At 64.1% G+C, this 25,700-nt stretch carries 17 protein-coding genes; 7 read left to right on the top strand and 10 right to left on the bottom strand.

All coding sequences use genetic code 11. The features are described from left to right. Positions 1-16: 16 nt before the first annotated feature. The 5 genes from QYC26_RS09515 to QYC26_RS09535 all read right to left on the bottom strand — a co-directional run bounded on the left by QYC26_RS09515 (position 17) and on the right by QYC26_RS09535 (position 5,530). Positions 17-1,168: an alpha-hydroxy acid oxidase gene (locus tag QYC26_RS09515; RefSeq protein ID WP_317511992.1), complete on the bottom strand. Its 1,152-nt coding sequence runs from the start codon at positions 1,166-1,168 to the stop codon at positions 17-19. A gap of 21 nt (positions 1,169-1,189) precedes the next feature. After that, complete coding sequence (locus QYC26_RS09520; protein WP_317511993.1) at positions 1,190-3,445, bottom strand: TonB-dependent receptor; 2,256 nt, start codon at positions 3,443-3,445, stop codon at positions 1,190-1,192. A 20-nt stretch (positions 3,446-3,465) separates the two neighbouring features. Beyond that, positions 3,466-4,176, bottom strand: a complete 711-nt coding sequence (locus QYC26_RS09525) for an energy transducer TonB (protein WP_317511994.1) — start codon at positions 4,174-4,176, stop codon at positions 3,466-3,468. 296 nt (positions 4,177-4,472) lie between these two features. After that, complete coding sequence (locus tag QYC26_RS09530) at positions 4,473-5,009, bottom strand: DUF177 domain-containing protein (protein WP_317511995.1); 537 nt, start codon at positions 5,007-5,009, stop codon at positions 4,473-4,475. Next, positions 5,006-5,530: a ubiquinol-cytochrome C chaperone family protein gene (locus QYC26_RS09535; protein WP_317511996.1), complete on the bottom strand. Its 525-nt coding sequence runs from the start codon at positions 5,528-5,530 to the stop codon at positions 5,006-5,008. Before QYC26_RS09535 ends, QYC26_RS09530 begins: the two co-directional genes overlap by 4 nt. 126 nt (positions 5,531-5,656) lie before the next feature. On the opposite strand from QYC26_RS09535, the gene QYC26_RS09540 reads away from it, so the two are divergent. Further along, positions 5,657-6,133, top strand: coding sequence for an outer membrane protein assembly factor BamE (locus QYC26_RS09540; protein ID WP_317511997.1), 477 nt, complete (start codon positions 5,657-5,659; stop codon positions 6,131-6,133). 134 nt (positions 6,134-6,267) lie between these two features. On the opposite strand, the gene QYC26_RS09545 is transcribed toward QYC26_RS09540, so the two are convergent. Further along, positions 6,268-8,532 (bottom strand): NADP-dependent malic enzyme, encoded by a 2,265-nt coding sequence (locus QYC26_RS09545; RefSeq protein ID WP_317511998.1) that lies wholly within the window; start codon positions 8,530-8,532, stop codon positions 6,268-6,270. Between the two features lie 132 nt (positions 8,533-8,664). Here QYC26_RS09545 and mutS point away from each other — a divergent pair, with 132 nt between their 5' ends. Both mutS and QYC26_RS09555 read left to right on the top strand, forming a co-directional pair. After that, positions 8,665-11,277 carry a DNA mismatch repair protein MutS gene (gene mutS / locus QYC26_RS09550; RefSeq protein WP_317511999.1) on the top strand — a complete coding sequence of 871 codons (2,613 nt, stop codon included), beginning with the start codon at positions 8,665-8,667 and terminating at the stop codon, positions 11,275-11,277. A 49-nt stretch (positions 11,278-11,326) separates the two neighbouring features. Beyond that, the gene (locus QYC26_RS09555; protein WP_317512000.1) at positions 11,327-14,083 is read left to right on the top strand and encodes a [protein-PII] uridylyltransferase; all 2,757 of its coding nucleotides are present in this window, start codon (positions 11,327-11,329) and stop codon (positions 14,081-14,083) included. A gap of 6 nt (positions 14,084-14,089) precedes the next feature. Here the strand turns inward: QYC26_RS09555 and QYC26_RS09560 are convergent, their stop codons facing one another. From QYC26_RS09560 to thrS, 4 genes are all read right to left on the bottom strand, one after another. Next, complete coding sequence (locus QYC26_RS09560) at positions 14,090-15,949, bottom strand: sodium:proton antiporter (RefSeq protein ID WP_317512001.1); 1,860 nt, start codon at positions 15,947-15,949, stop codon at positions 14,090-14,092. A 101-nt stretch (positions 15,950-16,050) separates the two neighbouring features. After that, entirely contained in the window at positions 16,051-18,771 is a 2,721-nt protein-coding gene (locus tag QYC26_RS09565) for a TonB-dependent receptor (RefSeq protein ID WP_317512002.1), read from the bottom strand. 300 nt (positions 18,772-19,071) lie between these two features. Then, entirely contained in the window at positions 19,072-19,608 is a 537-nt protein-coding gene (gene infC, locus QYC26_RS09570; RefSeq protein ID WP_317512003.1) for a translation initiation factor IF-3, read from the bottom strand. A 174-nt stretch (positions 19,609-19,782) separates the two neighbouring features. Beyond that, on the bottom strand, positions 19,783-21,786 hold the full coding sequence (thrS, locus tag QYC26_RS09575) for a threonine--tRNA ligase (protein WP_317512004.1): 2,004 nt from the start codon (positions 21,784-21,786) through the stop codon (positions 19,783-19,785). Positions 21,787-21,978: 192 nt separating this feature from the next. Here thrS and QYC26_RS09580 point away from each other — a divergent pair, with 192 nt between their 5' ends. The 4 genes from QYC26_RS09580 to QYC26_RS09595 are packed head-to-tail and all read left to right on the top strand — an operon-like array spanning position 21,979 to position 25,698. Then, on the top strand, positions 21,979-23,052 hold the full coding sequence (locus QYC26_RS09580; protein WP_317512005.1) for a YjgN family protein: 1,074 nt from the start codon (positions 21,979-21,981) through the stop codon (positions 23,050-23,052). Positions 23,053-23,070: 18 nt separating this feature from the next. Then, positions 23,071-24,156, top strand: a complete 1,086-nt coding sequence (locus QYC26_RS09585) for a M48 family metallopeptidase (RefSeq protein ID WP_317512006.1) — start codon at positions 23,071-23,073, stop codon at positions 24,154-24,156. A 10-nt stretch (positions 24,157-24,166) separates the two neighbouring features. Next, positions 24,167-24,922 carry an alpha/beta hydrolase gene (locus tag QYC26_RS09590; protein WP_317512007.1) on the top strand — a complete coding sequence of 252 codons (756 nt, stop codon included), beginning with the start codon at positions 24,167-24,169 and terminating at the stop codon, positions 24,920-24,922. Then, positions 24,919-25,698 (top strand): tetratricopeptide repeat protein, encoded by a 780-nt coding sequence (locus QYC26_RS09595; protein WP_317512008.1) that lies wholly within the window; start codon positions 24,919-24,921, stop codon positions 25,696-25,698. Before QYC26_RS09590 ends, QYC26_RS09595 begins: the two co-directional genes overlap by 4 nt. Positions 25,699-25,700: the final 2 nt, after the last annotated feature.

The following is a 25,700-nucleotide window of genomic DNA, read 5'->3' on the forward strand; positions in this document are numbered from 1 at the left end:
GGTAAGATCCGTCTCGTCAGCAGGGAAAAAGGGCGGTGTCGTCGATGTCGGCGATCGTCGCGCGCCCGGCCAGCGCCATCGCGATCTCCAGTTCCTGGCGGATCATCCGCGTCATGTGCGCCACGCCAAGGCTGCCCGCCACGGCGAGGGCATGGATCTGCGGGCGGCCGATCATCACCGCATCCGCGCCGCATGCCAGCGCCTTGAACGCGTCGGTGCCGCTGCGGATGCCGCCGTCCAGCAACACCGGATAGTCGCGCCCCAGCGCGGCGCGGATCGCGGGCAGCGCCGCAAGGCTTGCCGGCGCGCCGTCCAGCCCACGCCCGCCATGGTTGGAAACGACGATCCCCGCCACCCCCATGCTGCGCAGCATTTCGGCGTCGGCGGGGTGGAGCACGCCCTTGGCGATCACCGGCAGCCGGGTTTCGGAAAGCAGCCAGTCAAGGTCTTCGGCGCGCGGCGCATCGGCCATCGCGCCCTGAAAGACGATGCTGGCATCGGGGGGCAGCGCCACCGGGGCAAGCGGCGCCTGATCGCGCAGATTTTCCGGGCGGACATCGCCCGGCAGTTGAAAGCCCAGCCGCTGCGCGGCGCGCGGCGGCGTCTGCACGCTGGTGTCCAGCGTCACCATGATCGCGCGGTACCCTGCGGCCTCGGCGCGGCGGACCAGCGCCAGCGTGTCTTCGCGGCGCGGCTGCATATAAAGCTGAAACCAGAGCGGCCCGGCGCTCGCCGCTGCAATCTCCTCAAGCGTTGCCGAGGCCAGCGTGCTCGCCACCATCAGCGTATCGAGCGCGCCGCGCGCGGTCGCCACCTCGCCCTCGGGATGGACCAGCTTCTGATAGGCGACGGGGGCAAGGAGGATCGGGTGGTGCAAGTCGGTGCCCAGCAGCCGCGTCGCGGTGCTGCCCCGGCGCATATCTCCGAGCAGCCGGTTATAGATATGGATGGTGCCAAAGGCCGCGCGATTGGCGGCCAGCGTCTGTTCGGCGCCGCTGCCGCCCTCGATATGCGCGCGCACCGGCGCGTCGATATGGTCGTCGGCCAGCCGGGCATAATCGTCCAGCGAGACGAGATCGGCGGGAATGGCGGTCAGTCTGGGGCGGCGCATCGCGTCCTCGGCGGTCGTTTCGATGCCTATAGACAATAAATGACGGGCCGGCGCCATGGCCGGCCCGTCGTCACGCGATCAGAAGCGTGCGCCCACCGTCAGGCGGAAGCTGCGTGCATCGCCCTTGTAGATGAACGATCCGCTGCGATACGCGGCAAGGTAATAATCCTTGTCGGTGATGTTTCCGGCGTTGAAGCGAACGTCGAAATTCTCGTTGAACTTGTAGCTCGCGAACAGGTCGAACACCGTGCTCGACGGCACCGTGCGGTTGAGCGAACCCGCGCCATCGGGCTGCCCGGCATGCATCTTGCCACGATAGGTCGCCGTTCCGCCGAACGAGAATTTCGAGGTCGCCTGATACCGCAGCTGCGCGGTGGCTGCATTGTTGGCGAAATTCGCCAGCGGTTCGCCGATATTGGCGGGGTTGTTCGAACGCAGGATCTTCGATTTCATGAAGGTCACGCCCGCTTGGCCGCTGAGGCGCTCGGTGATGTTGCCGACCATCCCCAATTCGACGCCGCGCACCCGGTTGCGGCCGGTATTGAGCGTACCGGTCAGGTCATAGCCAGTATTGCCGATCGCCTGTTCGAACACATCGTCCTTGGTGATCTCGAACGCGGCTGCACTCAGCATCAGGCGATCGTTGAACAGATCCCATTTCACGCCCAGTTCCAGATTCTGGACGGTTTCGGGCTGGCCATAATCGATCGCTGCGGTGGAGGTGCCCGTCGGAACGCTGGGAACGCAGATGCCGCCATAACCGCAGCTGCTGCCCAGATCGGATTCGCCGCCGTTCACATCCTTGGCGGTGCCCCAGCTGAAATAGATATTGCCGTTTTCGGTGGGCTTCACCGAAATGCCGGCATGGCCGTTCCACAGCTCCTCGCTATAGCCATAGGGGGTCCGGGTGCCGTTGTTGGCAATGGTGGTGTTGCTGTAATCCAGCGCGTCGTAGCGCAGCCCGGCAAAGACGGTCAGCCAGTCGGTGAAATCGACGGTGTCCATGATGTACGCCGACAGCGTCTTCACATGCCATTTCGAATCGACGCGGCCCTTGGTGATCTCGCGGCCCATCAGCGTGTTGATGTTGTCGTAATAGTTTCCGGCGGCATCCTTGATGCAATAGCCGGTGCCGCAATTGGGCGTGCCGGTGTTGACGTTGGTGTAGATACCGTTCGTCACCTTCTGATCGGAATATTCGGTGCCGACGATCAGGTTGTGCTTCATCGAGCCGGTGGTGAATTCGCCGTTCACGTTGAACTGGTTGACGAAATATTCAACGTCCTGCCAGCCCTGATGCGTGCTCAGCGTCGTGCCGCGATAGCCGGTGGTGACATAGCCATTGTCGGTCGTGCCGTACCGCGTCGCATTCTGGATGCTGAATCCGTCGAACGGCTCAAGGATGATGCGGCCGGTAAAGGTGTCGACGTCCGATTTCAGGAAATCCTGTTCCTGCGCATAAACGGGGGTCTTCACCGGCTTGCCGGTGGTGCCGTCGAGATACACGCCCATATCGGGCAGGTCGCGCGCGGTGAGGTGGTAATAATCGAGCAGGATCTGCAGTGTGTCGGTGGGGGTGAACACCGTCGACACCGCGCCGCCCCAGCGCTTGCGGTCGGCCGGATCGCGATCGGGCACTTCCTGATAGCTGTAGAGCAGGTTGACGCGCGCGGCGAGCGTGTCGGTCAGCTTCCAGTTGCTGTCGATCGTGCCACGGATGAAATTGTCGGTGCCCGCGCCCAGCTCGGCGCGGTTGAAATTATATTCGGTGCTCGCGCGCTTGGTGATGCCGTTCACCGCGCCGCCGGCCGAACCGCGGCCCGCAAAGGTCGAACTCGGGCCCTTGGTCAGTTCCACCTGTTCGATGGCAAAGCTTTCGCGGATCGTCATGCCGGGGTCGCGCAGCCCGTCGACGAACACGTCCGAACGCGCTTCCTGCCCGCGAATGATATAACGGTCACCAAAGGCGTTGCCGTTTTCGCCGGTGCCGATGGTCACGCCCGGCTGCTGGTTCAGGATCGCGCGCAGGTCGGTCTGGCCCGATTCCTTGATCTGCGATTCGGTGATGACGGTGATGGTGGTGGGGGTTTCGACAAGCGGCTTCACGCGGCGCGCATCGCCCGACACGCGCGCCTTATAAGGGGCGCCTTCCTGCGTATAGGGGTTGGTGTCCGAGGTGCGGTCCTTGATCTTGAGCGTGTCCAGCTCAACTTCGGCTTCCTGCGCGGCGGCGGGCGTCGCGGCGGTGGCGGCAACCAGGCCCAGCGCCAGCGTGGCCGCGCATGATTGCAGGCGCAGGCTCGCTGGCCGCGAGACATTCAACGTCTTGCTCACTTGTATTTTCCCCTTTTTATTCAACCATTTATCAATGAGTATTCGATGGGCAGAGATATCGTCAGCCGGTCCTTGCCCAGCGAGTCGGGAATGGCCGGGAGCGGCGAGGCGCGCCGCATCAGGTTCAGCGTTTCCTGATCGAGCAGCGCATACCCGCTGCTTTTCTTGATCACGGCGTCCAGCACATTGCCCTGTCGGTCGATCGTGAACTTCACGACGACCACGCCCTGCTGGCGGGCCTTCTTGGCTTCGGGCGGATATTTCCGCTTCCGGTTCAGCCAGTCCATCAGCGTGGCGTAATAATTCTGTTCCTGTTTGCGTGTCTGCGCCGATGGTGCGGGCGGCGCGGCGGCGGCCGGGGCTGCGGGCTGCGGCGGTGCCGCAACCGGCTGGGGCACCGCGATCTGCGGGCGCGGTAGCGGCACCGGATCGGCCACCGGCACCACATAGGGCGCCGGAAGCTCCGATTTGGTCACCGTCACCTCGGGCTTCACGATCTGCGGCGGCACTGGCTGTTGTTCCTGCTGCTCAGGCGGTGTCGGCGGGGCCTGTTCGAGCGGCTGGCTCAGATCGGGGACCGAGAACACCGCAAGCTCGGGCCCGGCGGCGTGCATCTTGAGCGGGGCCTTGTTGAAAACGAGCAACGCCAGCGCCAACACCGCGCCGTGGATCGCGAGCGATAGCGCCATGCCGCCGGTGCGGCCCGCTGTCTGATCGAGATAACCGCTCATTGCCCGCCCCCCGGCATCGGCGCCCACAGGCGGGGTCGCGGCTGGCGCCGTCTCGTCCCGTTGCTGTCGAACGCGTCTCGCATCCTTGCTCGCCCGTTTTGTTGCAAACGATATGTATAATGATTCGCAATAGGTGCCCGCCTATTCCTCTCGAACGCGCTTGTCCAGCGTCAATAGGCGGTCGGGTAAAGCGGCTGTTTTTATCCACCCCAGACACGAAAAAAGCCCCGGCTGCGCGGGGCGGCCGGGGCTTTTGTAACATTTTGTATTCTATCAAAAAAAACGGCCTCGTGCGGTTATGCCCCGCCGGTCATCTTCTTTTTCAGCGCGGCCAGCGGGCCAAAGGCGCCGGCCTCTTCCTCGCTCAGCACGCCCGCCTGGCGCAGCGTGGTCTCGGCATTGGGGCTGCGCGGGAAGGGATCGAGCGCCAGCGCCATCGTCTGCGCCAGCGCTTCACCCATATCGACCGCCTGTCCGTCGAAATCGACGATGTCGAGATCGTCTTCTTCCAGTTCGATCTCGTCGGCGGGCACGCCCGTTTCGGCGGCGACGAACTTCAGGGAAAAGCTCTCGCTGATCGTCGCGGGCACCGGCTCGCCGGTCGCCACGCAAAATTGCTCGACCTGCGCCTCAAGCCGGCCCGAGGCGGCAATCCCGCCCGCGACGCGCGACAGCGCGGCGGTGCCCTTCAGCAGCGCGATGCTCTGCAGCCCGAACCGCGTGGCGAGTGCCACGCGCTCGGCGGCATCGGCCTCCAGGTCGACGGTGCGGGGGCGTTCGCCGATCGAATCCACGCGGTAGATGCGGCTGAATTCTGCGGGGGACGTGGTCATGGCTTGGGGAAATCTCCGTTGACAAGGGCCGGCATGGCGCGCGCGTCGAGCTGGACGACAAGCGCGCGCATGCGTGCGGCGGTAAAGCTCAGCGTGCCGGCATCCACCGGCGCGCCGCGAAACAGGTTGCGCGCCAGCGCGTCTTCCCAGCTCTCGGTGCCCTGGCTCGCCGCGCGGTATGCGGTCAGCCGGCCGCCCAGTGCGCTCATCATCTTGCCAATATGCTTGCCGACGACGATGTCGCCGATCCCGATCTGGCGCAGCTGGCCGTCCATATCGTCGACGAAGATCTCGGTCAGCAGCACCGAGACATCGGCCCCCGGCTTGCCCTCGCGCTCGAGTCTGAGCAGCGTCGCGCTCAGCAGCGCGGCGACCATGTCGAACCGTCCATCGACCGTGTCGGCAACCCCGCCGTCGAGATACCAGGCCGGCTCCCGGGCTTCGGAAACGATTGCATTATATAGCGGAATAAGCGCCTCGCGCCCATTCTGCCTCCCGAAAAGGCGGTTGATAATCGACACTGTCCGGTCTGCTCCAATAATTGGCGGCCTTGTCTGGCGGCTGCTATCCGCATATCGATGCAGCAAGCACGGCATGCAATGGGATTATGCCGCCAGATTTGCGTTGATTCGAGGAGTAGCGGGCCGATGGCAAGAAAGACACGGGCGATCCTGGTGGTGGCCACCGCCACGTTGGCTCTGGTCGCAACCAGCGGCTGCACGCGGATTCGCGGGCATCAGGGATATATTATCGATCAGCAGCTGGTCGATGGCATCTCGCCGGGCGTCGACAATCGCGATTCGGTCGAAGCCACGCTGGGCCGCCCCACCTTTGTCGGCCAGTTCGACAAGAATGATTGGTATTATGTCGCGCGCGACACGCGCCAGCTCGCCTTCGCCCAGCCCAGCCCCACCGCGCAGACGGTGCTCCACGTCCGGTTCGACGGCGCGGGCAATGTCGCCTCGATCAACCGTACCGGTCTGGAACAGGTCGCCTCGATCAGCCCCACCGGCGCCAAGACGCCAACGCTCGGCCGCAAGCGCGGCTTTTTCCAGGAACTGTTCGGCAATATCGGCGCGGTCGGCGCGCCGGGCATGGGCGGTGCAACCCCCAACACGCCCTGACGGGAACGAGCAACCGGAACGGTCGCACACCGCGCGACACGTTCCGAAATCTCATGTCGCCTTTGCCAGCGGCATCAGGCCACAAAAAAGGGCGCCCCGGTTTCCCGGAGCGCCCTTTTTGCGTGTAGCGCGGATCAGCCCGCGATGCCGGCTGCGGCGAGCACCGCCAGCGTCACCAGTTCCGATGCGCTCGACGACATCGTCGCGACCTGAACCGGCTTTTCCATCCCGACAAGCATCGGGCCGATCACCGAATCGCCGCCCAGTTCGCGCAGCAGCTTGGCCGAAAGATTGGCCGACTGCAGGCCGGGCATGATCAGCACATTGGCCGGGCCCGAAAGGCGGCTGAACGGATAATGCGCCATCGCCTTGGGGTTGAGCGCGACGTCGGGCGCCATTTCGCCCTCATATTCGAAGCTGACACCGCGTTCGTCGAGGATGCTGACGGCGGCGCGCAGATTTTCCAGCCAATTGCCCTCGGGGTTGCCAAAGGTCGAATAGGACAGGAAGGCAACCCGCGGCTCATGGCCCATGCGGCGCGCGACGGCGGCGGTGCCCTCGGCGATGTCGGCCAGTTCGGCCGCGCTCGGGCGTTCGTTCACCGTCGTGTCGGCCATGAACACGGTGTGGCTCTGGCCCACCAGCACGTGGATTCCGAACGGCGTCGATTCCGGACGCGGGTCGATCACCTTGCGCACTTCGCGCATCGTGCGCGAATAGGTGCGCGTCACGCCGGTGATCATCGCATCGGCTTCACCCAGCTGCAGCATCAGCGAACCGAAGATGTTGCGATCGCGGTTCACCATGCGCTCGATCTCGCGCTTCAGATAGCCACGGCGCTGCAGGCGAGCATAGAGCATCTCGACCATCTGGGGGACGAGCGGCGAATTGACGCTGTTGTGCAGTTCGAAGCTGTACGGATCGTCAACGCCCAGCGCGCGCAGCTTGTCATACACATCGTTGCGGCCGACGAGCACGGGGATGCCATAACCGCCTTCGCGGAACTGGATCGCGGCGCGCAGCACCACTTCCTCTTCCGCCTCGGCGAACAGCACGCGCTTGGGGTGCGCGCGCGCGGCTTCATAGGCCAGCGTCAGCACCGAGGTCGTGGGGTTGAGCCGTGCCTTCAGCGACTGGCGATAGGCCGCCATGTCGAGGATCGGCTTTTGCGCCACGCCCGAATCCATCGCCGCCTGCGCCACGGCCGACGGTACGATTTCCATCAGGCGCGGGTCGAACGGCGCGGGGATGATATATTCGGGGCCAAAGCTGTGTGCCATGCCGCCATAAGCCAGCGCCACTTCCTCGGGCACCTGCTGGCGCGCCAGTTCGGCGATGGCATTGGCGGCGGCAATCTTCATCTCGTCATTGATCGCGGTTGCGCGCACGTCGAGTGCGCCGCGGAAGATGAAGGGGAAGCCGAGAACGTTGTTCACCTGATTCGGATAGTCCGAACGGCCGGTCGCGACGATCGCGTCGGGGCGTGCGGCCTTGGCTTCGGGCGGGGTGATTTCGGGATCGGGGTTCGCCATCGCGAAGATGATTGGCTGGGGGGCCATGCCCATCACCATTTCGGGCTTCAGCGCGCCGGCGGCGGACAGGCCGAGGAAGATGTCGGCGCCCTGCAGCGCTTCGGCTAGCGTGCGGTGCTCGGTCACCACGGCGTGCGCGGACTTCCACTGGTCCATCGATTCGGCGCGGCCCTGATAGATTACGCCCGAACGGTCGCACATGATGACATGGTCGTGCGGCACGCCCATCGACTTGATCAGCTCGGTGCAGGCGATTGCCGCCGCGCCCGCGCCGTTCACCACCACCTTCACGTCCTTGAGGTCGCGGCCGGTCAGGTGGCAGGCGTTGATCACGCCCGCGGCGGTGATGATCGCGGTGCCGTGCTGGTCGTCGTGGAAGACGGGAATGTTCATCCGCTCGCGCAGCTGCTGCTCGATGATGAAGCATTCGGGCGCCTTGATGTCTTCAAGGTTGATGCCGCCAAAGCTGGGCTCGAGCAGCGCGACCGCGTTGCAAAAGGCTTCGCTGTCCTCGGTCGCCACTTCAAGGTCGATCGAATCGACATCGGCAAAGCGCTTGAAGAGCACGGCCTTGCCTTCCATCACCGGTTTCGACGCCAGCGCGCCGAGATTGCCGAGGCCGAGAATGGCGGTGCCGTTCGAAATCACGGCCACCAGATTGCCCTTGGCGGTATAGTCATAGGCCGTTGCCGGGTCCTCGGCGATCGCGCGGACGGGAACCGCAACACCCGGAGAATAGGCGAGACTCAGGTCACGCTGGGTGGCCATCGGCTTGGATGCGACGATCTCGATCTTGCCGGGCCGCCCGTGCGAGTGGAAAAGCAGCGCTTCTTTTTCAGAAAACTTGACGTTGCTGCCTTCGCTCATTCGGACTGTCCTTTTCGCAAATATACTGGCGCGCCTGGGGGGAGCGCGGGTCGCGGCGGACCCTAGGCGCAAAAATCGATGCGCGCTACCTTTGGCAAAGCTGAAATTAGCCGGTATCAGACCCGCCGAGCTATGACGAAATCCACCAGCGCCTCTTCCGCCCCGACGCCGATGATGGCGCAATATCTGTCCCTCAAGGCCGAGGCCGGGGACAATCTGCTCTTCTATCGCATGGGCGATTTTTTCGAGCTGTTCTTCGACGATGCAAAGATCGCCGCCGCCGCGCTCGACATCGCGCTTACTGCACGCGGCGAGCATGACGGCAAGCCCGTGCCGATGTGCGGCGTCCCCGCGCATTCGGCCGATGCCTATCTTGCGCGCCTTATCAAGGCGGGGCACCGCGTCGCGATCGCCGAACAGGTCGAAAGCCCGGCTGAAGCCAAGGCGCGCGGTTCCAAATCATTGGTCGCCCGCGCGGTCGTCCGCGTCGTCACGGCGGGGACGCTCACCGAGGAAACCCTGCTCGACGCGCGCGCCGCCAACTGGCTTGTCGCCATCGGCCAGGCGGGGGGACAGCTTGGCTTGGCGGCCGCCGATATCTCAACCGGCCGGTTCGAGGTTGCCGCGATCGACCCGCATAATCTGGGGGCGGAGCTTGCACGGCTCAACCCGGCCGAACTCGTCGCCTGCGAAAGCTGCGATCATCAGCCCGAATCCGCGCTCCTGCGCCCCCGCGCTGATTTTGACAGCGCGCGCGGTGAAGCGCGGCTCAGGGATCTGTTCGGCGTTGCGACGCTTGATGGGTTCGGCAGCTTCGACCGCGCTGAACTGGCGGCCGCCGGCGGGCTCGTCGCCTATCTAGATCATGCCGGCAAGGGGCGCTTGCCGTTCCTCCAGCCGCCCGTTCGCCGCCATGCCGGCGGCCATATGATGATCGACGCCGCCACGCGCGAAAGCCTTGAACTGACGCAGGCGAGCGGCGGTGGCCGCGCGGGCAGCCTGCTCGACAATGTCGATCGCACCGTCACGGGCGCGGGCGCGCGGCTGCTCGCCGCCGATATCGGCGCGCCGCTCGCCGATCGTGGTGCGATCGAGACGCGGCTCGATCTGGTCGGCTTTTTCTTCGACGATTCCGGCCAGCGCGAGGATCTGCGCAGCGCGCTGAAGGCGCTGCCCGATATCGGCCGCGCGCTCGGGCGGCTGGTTGCCGGGCGCGGTGGCCCGCGCGATCTCGGGCAATTGCGCGATGGCCTCAACGAGGCGCGTCTGCTGCGCGAAAAACTGGCGCGCATCCCCTCGCCGCCGTTGCTGCTCGAACGCCTGCTGCCGCTGCTCGACGGGCATGGCGAGCTGGTCGACCATCTCGCCCGCGCACTGGTCGCGAGCCCGCCGATCGATGCTGCGCAGGGCGGCTATATTGCAGAAGGCTATGACGCCGCGCTCGATGAGCTGCGCAATGTCGGCGGCGACGGGCGCCGCGCCATCGCCGCGCTCGAAGCGCGCTACCGCGAATCCACCGGCATTGGCGCGCTCAAGATCCGCCATAACGGCGTGCTCGGCTATCATGTCGAGGTGCCGGCACGCGCTGCCGATACGCTGATGGCCGCGGATTCGGGCTTCACCCACCGCCAGACGCTGGCGGGCGTCGTTCGCTTCAATGCCCCCGAACTGCACGAACAGGCGCTGCGCGTCACGCAGGCGGGCGCACATGCGCTGGCGGCCGAGGCCGCGCATCTTGAGGAACTGACCGCGCTTGCGCTCGGTCGGCGCGATGCGATTGCGACGACGGCCGATGCGCTTGCCCGGCTCGACGTGTCCGCCGGCCTCGCCCAGCGCGCGGCTGAGGGCGGCTGGGCACGCCCCGTGCTGGTCGACGATCCCTGTTTCGAGGTCGAGGGCGGCCGCCATCCGGTCGTCGAAAGCGCGGTCGAACGCGCGGGCGAGCGTTTCGTCGCGAATGATTGCAGCCTCTCCGAAAGCCGGCGCCTGTGGCTTGTCACCGGTCCCAATATGGGCGGTAAATCGACCTTCCTGCGCCAGAACGCGCTGATCGCGGTGCTTGCACAGGCAGGCGCCTATGTTCCGGCACGCGCGACGCGCATGGGGCTCGTTGATCGGCTGTTCAGCCGCGTCGGCGCGTCGGACAATCTCGCGCGCGGCCGGTCGACCTTCATGGTCGAGATGGTCGAAACTGCCGCCATTCTCGCCCAGGCCACCGAACGCAGCTTCGTCATTCTCGACGAGGTCGGGCGCGGCACCTCCACCTATGACGGGCTCGCCATCGCCTGGGCGGTGGTCGAGGCGGTGCACGAGGTGAACCGCAGCCGCTGTCTCTTTGCCACCCATTATCATGAGTTGACCCGGCTGGCCGAACGGCTCGACGCGCTCAGCCTGCACCATGTCCGCGCCCGCGAATGGAAGGGCGATCTCGTCCTCCTCCATGAAGTGGCGGACGGCGCCGCCGATCGCAGCTACGGCCTTGCGGTCGGCAAGCTTGCCGGGCTGCCCCCGGCGGTGCTCGCCCGCGCGGATGAAGTGCTGAAAAAGCTGGAGGCCGGCAAGGCGCAGACGGGTGGCCTTGCCGCAGGGCTCGACGATCTTCCGCTCTTCGCAGTACTCGCCGCCCCGGTCGAGGAACGCGATCCGCTGCGCGACGCGATCGAGGCGCTCGATGCCGATGCGCTCAGCCCGCGCGACGCGCTCGATGCCATCTACCGGCTGAAAATGCTCGTCGAGCACGGCTAAGGGTAGTGAGGTGATTACATTGGACCTTTCTCTATTCTAGACTGGGTCCATGTCCATTCGCTTCGAGAACATCCCGCAACGGCGCGCCATCATCGATCGGCGCATCCTCTCTGATGCGCTGGCCGAACTGCCCGATGCCGCCGACACGGGAAAATTGCGGCAAAGCGCGGTGGTCTTGCTGCGCGGGGCGATGGAAAAGGGGCGCGCCGAAATCGCGCGCCGGCTGGTCGAAAGTCCGTCACGCGGCAGCGAGATCGCCTCTGCCCAGGCTTTTCTGACCGATCAGATCCTGCGGCTCGTCCATGATTTTACGGTCAAGCGGCTATATCCGATCAACAATCCCACCGCTGCCGAACGGCTCACGCTGATCGCGGTGGGCGGCTATGGGCGCGGCGAAATGGCGCCCTTTTCGGATGTCGATATCGGCTTCCTCACCCCGTGGAAACAGACCGGCTGGACCGAACAGGTCATCGAATCGATGCTCTACACCTTCTGGGATCTCGGCCTGAAGGTCGGCCATTCCAGCCGCTCGCTCGATGAAATGGTCCGCATGGCGCAGTCGGACATCACGATCTGCACCGCGCTCCTCGAGGCGCGCTATATCTGGGGCGATCAGGCGCTGTATGACGAGGCGTCGGTCCGTTTCTCGCAGGAGGTGATGGCCGGAAAGGGCCGGGCCTTCGTCTCTGAAAAGCTGGTCGAGCGCGATCAGCGCCACAAGCGCATGGGCGACAGCCGCTATGTCGTCGAACCCAATGTGAAGGAAGGCAAGGGCGGGCTCCGCGATCTCCACACGCTGTTCTGGATCGGCAAGTTCGTCCATCAGGTCAGCACCGTTGCCGAACTGGTCGACAAGGGGCTGCTCACCCGCAAGGAACTGCGCCAGTTCCAGAAGGCGGAGAATTTCCTCTGGTCGGTGCGCTGCCATCTGCACAGCCTCGCGGGTCGCGCCGAAGAGCGTCTGACCTTCGATTTTCAGCCCGAAATCGCCCGGCGCATGCGCTACGCCGATCGTCCCGGCAAATCGGCGGTCGAACGCTTCATGCAACATTATTTCCTGATCGCGAAGCAGGTCGGGGATCTGACCGGGCTGTTCCTCGCGCATCTCGACGACACGATGGGCGCGCGCGGCCGCCGGTTCGCGCTGCCCACGCTCCGCCGCCGTCCGCGTAAGCTCAATGGCTTCACGCTCGATCGTGGCCGGCTCGCGCTGCCGTCGGAAGATTTCTTCGAAGAAGATCCGGTCCGCCTCATCGAGATGTTCGCGCTGGCCGACAAGCACGAGATCGAGATTCACCCGCTCGCGATGCGCGCGGCGCGGCGCGATGCGCGTCTGATCGATGCGTCGGTGCGCAACGATCCGCGCGCCAATGCGCTTTTCCTTGACGTGCTCACCTCGCCGCGCAGCCCGGAGGCGGTGTTGCGCTGGATGAACGAGGCCACTGTCTTTGGCCGTTTCGTTCCCGATTTCGGCCGCGTCGTCGCGCAGATGCAGTTCGACATGTACCACCATTATACGGTCGATGAGCATTCGATCCGCGCGATCGGCCTGCTGTCCGATATCGAAAAGGGCATATTGTACGACGATCACCCGCTCAGCTCGGTGATCGTCAACCAGCTCGTTTCGCGCCGCGTGCTCTATGTCGCGGTGCTGCTCCACGATATTGCCAAGGGGCGGGGCGGCGATCACAGCGTGCTGGGGGCGGAAGTCGCCAAGCGGCTTTGCCCGCGTTTCGGGCTGACGCCCGCTGAAACCGAGACGGTGGCCTGGCTCGTCCGCCATCACTTGTTGATGGCCGCTACCTCGTTCAAGCGCGACCTCGCCGATTTCAAAACGATCCTCGATTTTGTCGAAACGGTGCAGAGCGTCGAGCGCCTTCGTCTGCTGCTCGTCCTCACCGTCGTCGATATCCGCGCGGTCGGCCCCGGTGTCTGGAACGGCTGGAAACGCCAGCTTCTCTCCGATCTCTTCGATTCCGCCGAGGAAGTGCTCCGTCTCGGGCACAAGCAAAAGGGGCGCGCCGAACGGATCGCCGCCAAGCAGGCGGTGCTTCAGGAAATGCTCGGCTGGGATGACGGCGAACTGGCCATGCTCAAGAAGAAGCTGGGCGATGCCTATTGGATTGCCGAGCCGGTCGACGTGCTTGAGCGCAACGCGCGCCAGATCGCGGCCGCCAAGGACAAGCCTTTGTCGATCGAGGCGCAGGTCTATCCCGAACGCGGTGCGACGCTCGTCACCGTCTATGCGTCCGACCATCCGGGGTTGTTCTACCGCGTCGCGGGCGCGATCCACCTTGCCGGCGGCAGCATCATCGATGCGCGGATCCACACGACGCGCGATGGCATGGCGCTCGATAATTTCCTGGTTCAGGATCCCTTCGGCTTCCCGCTCGACGAGCCTGATCGCCTCGCCCGGCTCGAACGTGCGATCGAGGATTCGCTCGCCAACCGGCACAAACTGACGCAAAAGCTCGCGCAGCGCCCGCTCAGCCGGCCGCGCGCCGATGCGTTCGATATCGTTCCCTCGGTGTTGCTCGATAACAAGGCGTCGAACCGCTACACCGTGATCGAGATCAGCGCGCGCGATCGCCCTGCGCTGCTCCACGACATCGCCTATGCGATGTTCCAGGCAAAGCTCACCATCCACTCGGCGCATATCGCCACTTACGGCGAACGCGCGGTCGACACCTTCTACATCACCGATCTGATCGGCGATAAGCTCGATGGCGCCACCCGGCTCAAAAGCGTCGAACGCCGCCTGCTCGCGGCTGCAGCAGGTGAGGAGATCGACAGCCAGGCCGCCTGAGCGGGGTCAGCCGCCCGACGGGGCCAGAACTTCGCTGCCGCTGTCCTGCGCCTTGTCCTGCAAGTCTTCGCTCCGGTTGCGGCTGGCCGTGTCGGGGGGAACGAAGCTGATCGCGGTGTCCCCGGCCTCCACCAGCGGCCGCGCGGTCGTCGAAAAGAACAGAATGCGCTTGTCGGGCTTCATTATGGCGACCGGCATCGCGCCTTCAGGCAGCATCGCGCGGTAGTCCGAATAACGGAATTTCTCGGTTATCCGGGTGCGGCTGAACGCCCAGTCGTCCGCAACCAGGGTTTGCAGCTCGTCCATCGTGGCGCCGGTTTCCAGCAATACGCGTCCACGCATGGCCGAACTGCCGCTCGTTCTGTCGGCATGGGTCTGGCTGACGCGTTCGGGGCCCATCTCCTGTCCGATATCGGCGCAGATCAGCGCGTTATAGGCATCGTTGTCGCTGGCCGCGATCACGTGCTGGAACTCGCCGAATTCCAGATGATCCTGCGCATCTTCGGCCAGGATATCGCCCTGCCAGGTCTCCAGCCCTTCCTTGCGCGCGGTGCGCAAGGCGAATTTGGAGGGATCGGCAATCGTCACCGCAAGGCCGAGCGATTTGAGCATCGCGCCGAATTTTGCCGTCCAGCCATTGGCGCCGACGATCAGGACCGCGCTGCGCTCGGCATTTTCGATCCCCAGTCGCCGCGCGAGCCATCGCGCCGAAAAGCCGTGCGCGAAGATCGTCGCGACAACGACGCCAAAGCTCAGCGGGATCAGCCCCTCGGCATCCTGCACCCCGTAATCAGTGAGGCGCAGCGCAAACAGGCCGGTGATCGCCACGGCAACGATCCCGCGCGGCGCGATCCACGCCACGAAGATGCGCTCGCGCCACGGCATCGCCGAAAAGAGCAGGCTGGTCAGCACGGTGAGCGGGCGGACGACGAACAGCAGGAGGAAAAGGAAGATCACGAAGCGCGCCTGAAACTGGCTCATCGTCGCCCAGTCGAGCGTGGCCGACATCAGGATGAACACACCGGACACAAGGATGACGGTCAGGTCTTCCTTGAACCGTCGCAACGCGTGCGAAGCGGCCATCGGCTGGTTCGCGATCACCACGCCCATGATCGTCACCGTCACCAGCCCGGTTTCATGCTGGATCAGATCGGCGATCACGAAACCGGCGATCACGGTCACCAGAAGCGTCGGCGTCTTCAGATATTCGGGAACATATCCGCGCGGGAAGAGCCAGCCGATCGCAAACCCCAGCCCCGCGCCCAGCAGCCCCGCGACGAAGGTCGACGCCAGAACGTCAAACCCGATCGCGGCGATATCCACCCGCCCCGCGCCGCCATGCGTGACATAGGCATAGATGAAGACCGCGAGCAGCGCGCCAATGGGATCGTTGACGATTGCCTCCCATTTCAGCGCATCCTTCACGCGGGGGCTGATGTTGAGTGGGCGCAGCAAGGGTTGGACGACGGTGGGGCCTGTCACGACCAGAATGCCGCCGAACAGGGCGGCCACCTCAAAGGAAAGGCCTGCGCCATAATAGGCGGCGGCGGTGCCCAGCGCCCAGCCGAGCGGGGCACCGATCAGCACCAGCCGCAGAACCGGGCCACCCGCATGGCGCAAATCCCTGAAATTGAGGCTCAACCCGCCTTCGAACAGGATCACCGCGACGGCCAGTTTGACCATCGGTTCCATCAGTGCGCCGAAATCGGCCTTGGGGTCGATCAGGCCGAGCACCGGTCCGGCGAGTACGCCGGTGATCAGCATCAGGGCGATCGCGGGGCGTCCGGTGCGCCAGGCGATCCATTGCGCACCGATGCCAAGCAGGCCGATCAGCGCGATCTTCACCATCAGGGAGTCAAGCAACATGCGCGCGACCATGCCAATGCGGTGGACAGGGTTCAAATAAAAGCGGCCCGTCGCATCGGTGGACGCGACGGGCCGGATGTGTCAGCCATCCGGCTGAAGCATCAGAATTTGCCGCGCAGCGTTACGCCATAAGTGCGCGGTTCTGCGAGGAAGGCGGAAAATATCTGGGTTCCGCCGGGGAATTGCGCCGCCGGGAAATTGGGGTTTGCCCCCACATTCTGCGCCTGTTGGAAGGGCGAGTTGAACGCAACCTGCGTATAGCCCTTGTTGAACAGGTTTTGCGCCCAGATTTCCACCGCCCAGCGCTCATCCTCGCCGCGAATGCCTGCTCGGGCGTTGACGATGGCAAAGCCATCCTGCGCCTTTTGCGGGAACAGGTCGGAACCGGTGTTATAGTCGCTGGTCAGGCGGGTATCGACATAGAAGAGCCCGCTCAGCCCCGAATTGCCGATCGGCGGTGTCCAGGTAACCGAACCCGTGGTCACATATTCGGGCGCGTTGGACATGAAATTGCCCGGCAGCATCCGAAGGGCGGGATCGAGCGGCACGCCGGTGTCGCGGCCCACCAGATCGTTGCGATATTTGGTCCGCGCCCAGGTGAAGCCTGCGTTGAAGCGCAGATAGGGCGACGGGGAGAGCGAGGATTCGACCTCGATCCCCTGCGCGCGCACGCCGTAATGCACGTCGCCCGGATCGCACGCGCCGGTTGCGCCGGAAAGATCCTCGTCCGATCCGCTGCCGCCGACAAGGTTCGAGCAGCCGTTGATGTTCTGGACAAGGAAGACCGTGCCGTTGAACGTATTCAGCTGAAAGTTCGAGAATTCCTGCCGAAAGGCGGAGATGTTGAAGATGAAGTTCTTGAACGCCAGCTTCGCGCCGATTTCATAGGCATCCACCTTTTCAGGGTCGAACCGCAAATTGGTGACGTTGAAGCCCGATTGGGGCGCCGCGAACGGAAAGATGGTCGACGTGGTCAGCGCCGAACGATCGAGGTTGAAGCCGCCCGCCTTATAGCCCTTGGAAAAGCTGGCATAGACCATGACATCGTTGTTGGGTTTCCACGAAACCACGCCCGTTCCGGTGAACTGATCGTCCTTGATCTTGTCGCGCAGGCTGAGCGCATTCAGTTCGGCGCTGCTATTGCCCTGACACGAAAGTCCGATCAGCCCGCCGGCAATCGCGGTGACGGTACCGCCGGCGGCGAGCAGGGGAAGCAGATTCTGCTTCTGGACCGGGCACAACACATTGTCATTGTTGAACTCGGCCCGGAACTTCTTGATCTCCTTGGTCCAGCGCACGCCCAGCGTCAGGTCGATCGTGTCGGTGACGTGAAAGATATTGTGCGTGAAGAAGGCATAGTTGGTGCTCTTCTGCCGGTAGATGGCGTCGTCATCGCCCACCGAGCGGATGGCGTCGAGCCGGTCGAACCCGGCAAGGAGGGCAGGCCCTGCGGTGGGAATGCTTCCGACGAAACCACGCCCCGCTGCGCTCAGGCATCCCGGATTGGCCGCATTGATCAGCACCGAGGGAAGTCCGGCCGCAGCCACAAGGCGGCAGGCCGCGAACCGGCCATAATCGCGCCCGAACTTCAGATTGTCGGTCAGCTTCATCTTTTCATCGGCGAAATAGCCGCCGACAAGCCAGTCGAGCCGGTCGTCGAACAGCGAACCCTGCAGACGCAATTCCTGGCTGAAGGTGCGGAATTCGCGCTGATAGGCCGAACTGCCGGGGTCGCGGTACAATATGTCGACCTGGCTATAGTCGGTGTCCGATCCCTGGTTCGAACGATAATCCCGGTAGGCGGTGATCGCGGTCAACTGGACGGCGTCGAAATCCCAGTTGAGTTCGCCCGAAATGCCCCAGTCTTCGGTCTTGCCGCGATAGCTCCGGCCTTCGGAGACATAGAGATCGCGGTCATAGGGATTGACCGTGAAAGCGGCGGGATTCTGCCCGGTGCCAATGAGCGCGCCGATGATGGGATTCTGGGCTGGATCGAGCAGCCCGCCGACCTGCGCGACTTCATTCTGGCGGATATAGACCGCGCCGCAGCAGGATTCGTCACGCTTGGTATAGTCACCGATCAGCCGGATGCGGACGTCGCTCGAGGGTTCGAACAAGAGTTGGCCACGCAGGAAATAGCGATCGCGGTCGTTAAGGTCGCGGTCGTTCACAAGATCGCGGTAGAAACCGTCACGCTTGCTCCATACCCCGTCGATACGGGCTGCAATGGTTTCGGTGATCGGCCCAGTCACTGCACCGCTCAACCGCCAATAATCGTAATTGCCGTAAGTGATTTCGCCCGAGCCGCCGAATTCGAATTCGGGGCGCTTGCTGACAATGTTGAGCAGACCCGCCGATGCGTTGCGCCCGAACAGCGTGCCCTGCGGTCCGCGCAGCACCTCGACGCGTTCGATTTCACCGAGTTCGTTGAGGCCGACGCCGGTGCGCGAGCGATAGACCCCGTCGATGAAGACGGCGACCGAACTTTCAAGCCCGGGATTGTCTCCCACCGTGCCGATGCCGCGAATACGCGCCGAGCCATTGGCTTCGGAGCCGGTGGAGGAAACGAGGAGGGAGGGGGCCAGCTGGTTCAGCTGGCGGATATCGTTCGCCCCCGAATTCTGGAGCGTTTCGGAACTGACCGCCGAAATCGCGAGCGGTACGTCCTGCAATTGCTGGGCGCGCCCCTGGGCGGTGACGATGATTTCATTGGTGGCGGTGTTCGCGCCGGTCGGTTCTGGAGGCGGTGTTGTTTCCTGCGCCAGGGCAGGGGCGGAAAGGGCGAGACACGCGACGGACAACATCCACGAAGCTTTGGACATCTGGCTCTCCTCTCTGATCGACTGTTTTTCTGATTGTCCCCACAGCAGTTATTTTTGCCGATCCTACGCGCATCGATCGAAACGACCAGCGTCTCAAAGGAGAAAAGAGCCTGATTCTTGGGGGTTCGCGGCCTTTATGCCACAGTTTTTCAGATGCAATTTGCAACTGACGTTACGGAATAAGTCCAACCGGACGACGGGTTAAGAGCTGCAAAATTTGCACGTTGCACGGCGGGCAAAAGAAAAGGGCGCTTTCCATAAGGGAAAGCGCCCCATTTTCCTTGCGCTGCGGCAGCGCAATTATTTGGGAGACAGCACCATCAGCATCTGACGGCCTTCCATGCGCGGATAGGCTTCGACTTTTGCGTCTTCGGCCGTGTCCTGCTGGACGCGCTGCAACAATGCCATGCCAATCTGCCCGTGGGAAAGCTCACGCCCGCGGAAACGCAGCGTGACCTTCACCTTATCACCCTCTCCGATGAACTTGTGGATGGCCTTCATCTTAACGTCATAGTCATGATCGTCGATGTTGGGACGCATCTTGATCTCTTTGATCTCCTGCGTCTTTTGCGTCTTGCGCGCGGCGTTTGCCTTTTTCTGGGCTTCGTATTTGTATTTGCCGACGTCAAGGAACTTTGCGACCGGCGGGTCAGCATTCGGAGACACTTCGACGAGGTCGAGGCCGACGGACATCGCCTGCTCCATCGCCTCACGGGTATACATCACGCCAATATTCTCGCCGTTCTCGTCGATCACGCGAACCTTGGGCGAGTTGATAAATTCATTGTAGCGCGGGCCGTTGTTCGGCATTTGTGGCGCGAACGGGCGCCGGGACATGGGCGGACGTATAGCGGATTCTCCTTGAATGCTCCGATTTCAGTGCGCCATTTAGCGATTTCGTGCGCCTAAGAAAAGAGGCGGGCGGTGCATGGTTTCAGATTTCAGCTATTGCGTTGCGCAATAGCGTCACCTGAGCCCTGAACCGCCCCTCCCTGATTTGCCGAAACGCGATCAGGCGGACCGCAGATCCGGTGGGGTTGCCTCCTCGCGCAGCATCACAATCGCCTCATCGAGCGACATGATCTTCTGGCCTTCCTTGCCGAGCGTGCGGACGGCGACGGTGCCTTCCTCGGCCTCGCGCTTGCCGACGACCAGCAGGTGCGGAACCTTCGCCAGCGAGTGTTCGCGCACCTTGTAGTTGATCTTCTCGTTGCGCAGATCGCTTTCGACGCGAATGCCCGCCGCCTTGAGCCTGGCGACCGCATCGCGCGCATAATCGTCGGCGTCGGACACGATCGTCGCGACCACGGCCTGCACCGGCGCGAGCCAGACGGGCAGCTTGCCCGCGAAATGTTCGATCAGGATGCCGATGAAGCGCTCATAGGAGCCGAAGATCGCGCGGTGGAGCATCACCGGGCGGTGGCGTTCGCCATCCTCGCCGATATAGCTCGCATCGAGCCGTTCGGGCAGCACGCGATCCGACTGGATCGTACCGACCTGCCAGGTACGGCCGATCGCGTCGGTCAGGTGCCATTCGAGCTTGGGGGCGTAGAAGGCGCCCTCGCCGGGCAGTTCTTCCCAGCCATATTCCTCGGTGGCCAGGCCCGCGCGGACAACCGCGTCGCGCAGCTCGGTTTCGGCCTTGTCCCACATCTCCTCGGTGCCGAAGCGCTTTTCGGGGCGCAACGCGAGCTTGATCGAATAGGTGAAGCCGAAATCCTTGTAGATCCGGTCGGCCAGCTCGCAAAACGCCTGCACCTCGGCGACGATCTGGTCTTCGCGGCAGAAGATGTGCGCATCGTCCTGCGTGAACTGGCGCACGCGCATCAGCCCGTGCAGTGCGCCATGCGGCTCGTTGCGGTGGCAGCAGCCATTTTCGTAGAGGCGCAGCGGCAGGTCGCGGTACGACTTGATCCCCTGGCGGAAGATCAGGACGTGCGCGGGGCAGTTCATCGGCTTCAGCGCCATCCAGTCGGCATCGGCCGAAACGATCGGGCCCTCATCGTCGACATTGGGCACTTCGTCGGGGATGACGAACATGTTCTCGCGGTACTTGCCCCAGTGGCCGGATTGCTCCCACTGGCGCGAATCCATCACCTGCGGGGTCTTCACCTCGCGGTAGCTGGCGCCGTCGATCGCGCGGCGCATATAGGCTTCAAGCTCGCGCCAGATGCGGTAGCCCTTGGGGTGCCAGAAGACGCTGCCATGCGCTTCCTGCTGCAGATGGAACAGGTCCATCTCGGCGCCGAGCTTGCGGTGGTCGCGCTTGGCGGCTTCCTCGAGCCGGGTAAGGTGCGCGTCGAGCTGCTTCTTGTTGAGCCAGCCGGTGCCATAGATGCGCGTCAGCTGCGCGTTTTTCTGGTCGCCGCGCCAATAGGCGCCCGCGACGCGCATCAGCTTGAAGGCGGCGGGGTCGAGCTTGCCGGTCGAGGGAAGGTGCGGGCCGCGGCACATGTCGAGCCAGTCGTCGCCCGACCAATAGACGGTCAGTTCCTCGTTTTCGGGCAGTTCCTTGGCCCATTCGGCCTTGAACGTCTCGCCCTCGGATGCCCATTTTTCGATCAGCTGCTGGCGGCTCCACACTTCGCGGCGCAGCGGTTTGTTGGCGCGGATGATCTCGCGCATCTTTTCCTCGATCGCGGGCAGATCGTCCATCGAGAAGGGCTCGCGCGAGGCTGGGGCCATCACGTCATAATAAAAGCCGTCATCGGTTGCCGGGCCGAAGGTGATCTGCGTGCCGGGAAACAGGGCCTGCACCGCCTCTGCGAGCACGTGCGCGAAATCGTGGCGCGCCAGTTCAAGCGCATCGGCCTCGTCCTTCGAGGTGACGAGCGCCAGCTGGGTATCACCTTCGAGCGGGCGGTTGATATCGCGCAGTTCGCCATCGACGCGCGCGGCGATCGCCGCCTTGGCAAGGCCGGGTCCGATCGCTGCCGCGATGTCCGCCGGGGTAGTCCCGGGCGCAACCTCTCGGACGGAGCCGTCGGGTAGCGTGATCTTGAACATCTCGGACATGGATTTGCCGTTTCTCTTTTGGAGTTTCGATATGGGTGATTGCGCCGGGCTTATGCCCCCAAGCTCCCCTATAGGGCAAGCGGCAACGAAGCTGGCGCGCCGGCTCCAATTTAGATGGTCACGCAATTTAAACGGTTGACGCGTCACTCAGGCCCGATCACGCCTTGGAGCGTAACTGGCCGGGGGGCATTTATGGAAGAAGAAAGCGCTTTTGCATTTGAGGGGAACTGGCGCGATTTCGCACGCATAGCCATTCCCAACCTGTTGCTGACGATCGTTACGCTCGGCATCTACCGTTTCTGGGCGACGACGCGCGAGCGCCGTTACTTATGGGGGAACAGCTATTTCATCGACGACCGGCTGGAATGGACGGGAACGGGCAAGGAACTGTTCTTCGGCTTCCTGCTTGTCTTTGCGCTGCTTGGTGTTCCTTTCCTCTTCCTTCAGTTCGGTGCGCAGGCGCTCGTGCTGCAGGGCAAGGCCGAACTGGCGGGGATTCTCTCGCTGCTGGCTTTCCTCGTCATCTTCTATCTGGGCGGGGTCGCGCGGTTTCGTGCGCTGCGCTACCGGCTGAGCCGCACCTATTGGCACGGCATTCGCGGCGGCAGCGACAATCAGGGCTTTGGCTATGGCCTGTCGACCATGTGGAAGACGGTGGTCGGCTGGTTTCCCTTCGGTCTGCTCATCCCCTGGTCGATGGTGTCGCTGTGGAACGAGCGCTGGAGCAAGATGAGCTTCGGTCCGCACCAGATATCGTCGTATGCCAGCGCGGCGCCGCTGATCCCGCGATTCCTGATCTTCTACGCCGCACCGTTCCTGATCGCTATCCTCGCCGGCGCGGCAGCGGTCACGGGCGGCGCCTTTCTGGGCCCGCTACGTCTCTATTCGGAAGCGCCCGCCCTGGTCACCGTGCTCATGTTCATGGTGGTGATGCTCTGCGTCTATCTGCTCGTCGGGTTGATCGCGCTGGCCTATTATTCGGCATTCTTTCGCGAGGCGGTGGGGGGCCTGTCGTTCGGTGGTCTCGATTTTTCGTTCGAGGCGCGTACCAGCGACTGGGTCAATCTGATCATCGTCGATGCACTGATCGTGGTCGGTACCTTCGGGCTCGGCTATATCTTCCTCAGCTATCGCCACTGGAAATTCTTCATCACGCACATGGAAGCGCGTGGGGAGATTCAGCTCGACATGCTGACCCAGTCGCGCACCCGCCAGCCGGGGCAGGGTGAAGGGCTGCTCGACGCATTCGACGTGGGGGCGTTCTGAATGGAGGGCGCCTCCGCCATGCCGCGCGCACCGGACTTTTCCGTCTGGCATTATGATGGCGAAAGCGCGGTGCGCCGGACGCCGGAAATGGTGGTCCGTGCAGACGGCTTCGTGCTGGTGGAGGACGGTGTCGCCGGAGCGCCGATCGGCTGGAACCAGCTCGTCGCGCAAGGCGTAACGCGCGGCGAGGCGGTGTACGGGCTCAAGGACCGGCCCGGCTGGCGGATCGGGCTGGCCGGGGAAATTCCCCCCGCCATAGCCGACAGGCTGCCGCGCGAGGCGCGCTATGGCGGGGTGATCGATCGCTGGGGACTGGGCCGCGCGTCGCTGGCCTTTGGCGTTGTCGCGGCGGCGGTGGTTGCGGTCGTCGCCAGCGCGCCGCGCTGGATTGCGCCTTATGTGCCACCCAGTTTCGAACAGAAGCTGGGCGATGCGATGGTCGGCGATTTCGGCGGCCGCTTCTGCAACGGGCCGGGCGGTCAGGCCGCGCTCGACAAGCTTACCCGTGCGCTCAACCGCGATGGCGTGCCGCTCAAGGTACGTGTTGCCAAGATGCGGATGGTGAATGCGGTTGCCTTGCCGGGCGGCAACATTGTGATCTTCGATCAGTTGCTGCGTGATGCCAAATCGCCCGATGAGGCCGCAGGGGTGCTTGGCCATGAGATCGGCCATGTCGCCAATCGCGACGTGCTGCAGGCGCTGCTGCGCCAGACCGGGCTCAGCGTCGTGATGGGGGGGATGAGCGGCAACGTCGGCGGCTATGCCAATGCGCTGCTTGCCGCCACCTATTCGCGCGAGGCCGAGCAGGCGGCGGATATCTATTCGATCGCGGCGATGGACCGCGCCGCGATTTCGCCGGCAGCGACGGCCGGTTTTTTCCAGCGGCTGTCGGTGATCGACAAGAAGCTGGGCGAGGCGAGCGTTGCGCTCAACTATCTGTCGACCCACCCGCTTTCGGCGGACCGCGAAAAGCAGTTCGCATCGAGCGCGAAGCCTGGGCGCAGCTATCAGCCCGCACTGACCCGCGACGAATGGGAAGCGCTCGTCGATATTTGCCGTAATGATCCCGATGTGAGGGAGGACAGCCGCTGGTTCGGTCGTTAAGAAGCGGGGCATGACACTGCCCAGCTATACGCCGCCCAGCTTCTCCGTCCGTCCCGACGGGCTGCGCCTTGCGCATGTCCACCGCAAGGGCGCGGGGCCGACCATCGTCTTCCTGCCCGGCTATATGTCGGACATGGAAGGGGGCAAGGCGCTTGCGCTCGATGCCTGGGCGCAGGCCAACGGACGGGCGATGCTGCGGCTCGATTATTCGGGATGCGGCGCCAGCGAAGGCGCATTCGATCAGGGCACGCTCACCGTCTGGCGCGACGATGTGCTCCACCTCATCGATACGCTGGTCGAGGGGCCGGTGGTTCTTGTCGGCTCGTCGATGGGCGGCTGGCTCATGCTGCTTGTGGCGCTGGCCCGGCCCGAGCGGGTGCAGGCGCTGATCGGCATCGCGGCGGCGCCCGATTTTACCGACTGGGGCTTTACCGATGCGCAACTGGCCGAGATGCAGGCCAAGGGGCGGCTGGAGGAGGCGTCCGAATATAGCGACGAGCCCTATGTCACCACGCGCGCCTTTTGGGAATCGGGCCAGGCGAACCGGCTGTTCGGGCAGGAGATCGCGGTCGATTGCCCGGTGCGGTTGTTGCAGGGTCAGCGTGACGACGATGTGCCGTGGCACCACGCGCTTCGGCTGGCGGAAGCGCTGCGTTCAGACGATGTGCAGGTGGTGATCGTTAAGGACGGGGATCACCGCCTTTCGCGCGATGGGGATATCGCGCTGCTGATCGATACGCTCGCGCGCCTGCTGGAGAGCCGATGACCCTTTTCCCCTTGATCCTTGCCGCCGCGCTGGCCGCTGCGCCTGCCGAACCCGCCCAGCTCGGTGACGAGGCGAAATATGACGCGTGCGTCATGCTGGCCGCAGGCGACCCCGAAAAGGCGGTTGAGCAGGCCAATGCCTGGCGCATCGCCGGCGGCGGCGTTCCGGCGCGTCAGTGCCTTGCGCTTGCCTATGTGCAGCAGCAGCGCTGGTCGTCCGCGGCCGTGGCCTTTGAACAGGCGGCGCGCGATTCCGAAATGGCGCAGGATGGCCGCTCGCCCCGGCTATGGGTGCAGGCGGGCAATGCCCGGCTGGCCGCCAAGGAGGCGCAGCCCGCGCGTAATGCTTTCGACAAGGCGTTAGCCTCTGGCGGGCTGGATGGTGAAATGAAGGGCGAAGCGCATCTCGACCGCGCCCGCGCCTGTGTCGCGCTGGGTGATATGGCCGCTGCGCGCGGCGATCTTGATGCGGCGCTGAAGCTTGTCCCCGACGATCCGCTTGGCTGGCTGCTTTCCGCCACGCTCGCGCGAAAGATGAACGACCTTCCGCGCGCGCAAAAGGATATTGCGGAGGCGGTGAAGCGTTCGCCCGACGATGCGTCGGTGGCGCTGGAGGCGGGCAATATCGCGGTGCTGACGGGCGCCCCCGATGCCGCGCGCGCGGCCTGGCAGGGCGCGATCGCCAGCCAGCCGAACAGCGATGCGGCCAAGGCGGCCGCAGAGGCGCTGAAGGCGCTCGATGCCGATACGCCCGCCGCGGCACCGCCCAAGCCGTAAGG

The sequence above is a fragment of the Sphingomonas sp. C3-2 genome (genome assembly GCF_033025475.1).
GTDB lineage: Bacteria > Pseudomonadota > Alphaproteobacteria > Sphingomonadales > Sphingomonadaceae > Sphingobium_A.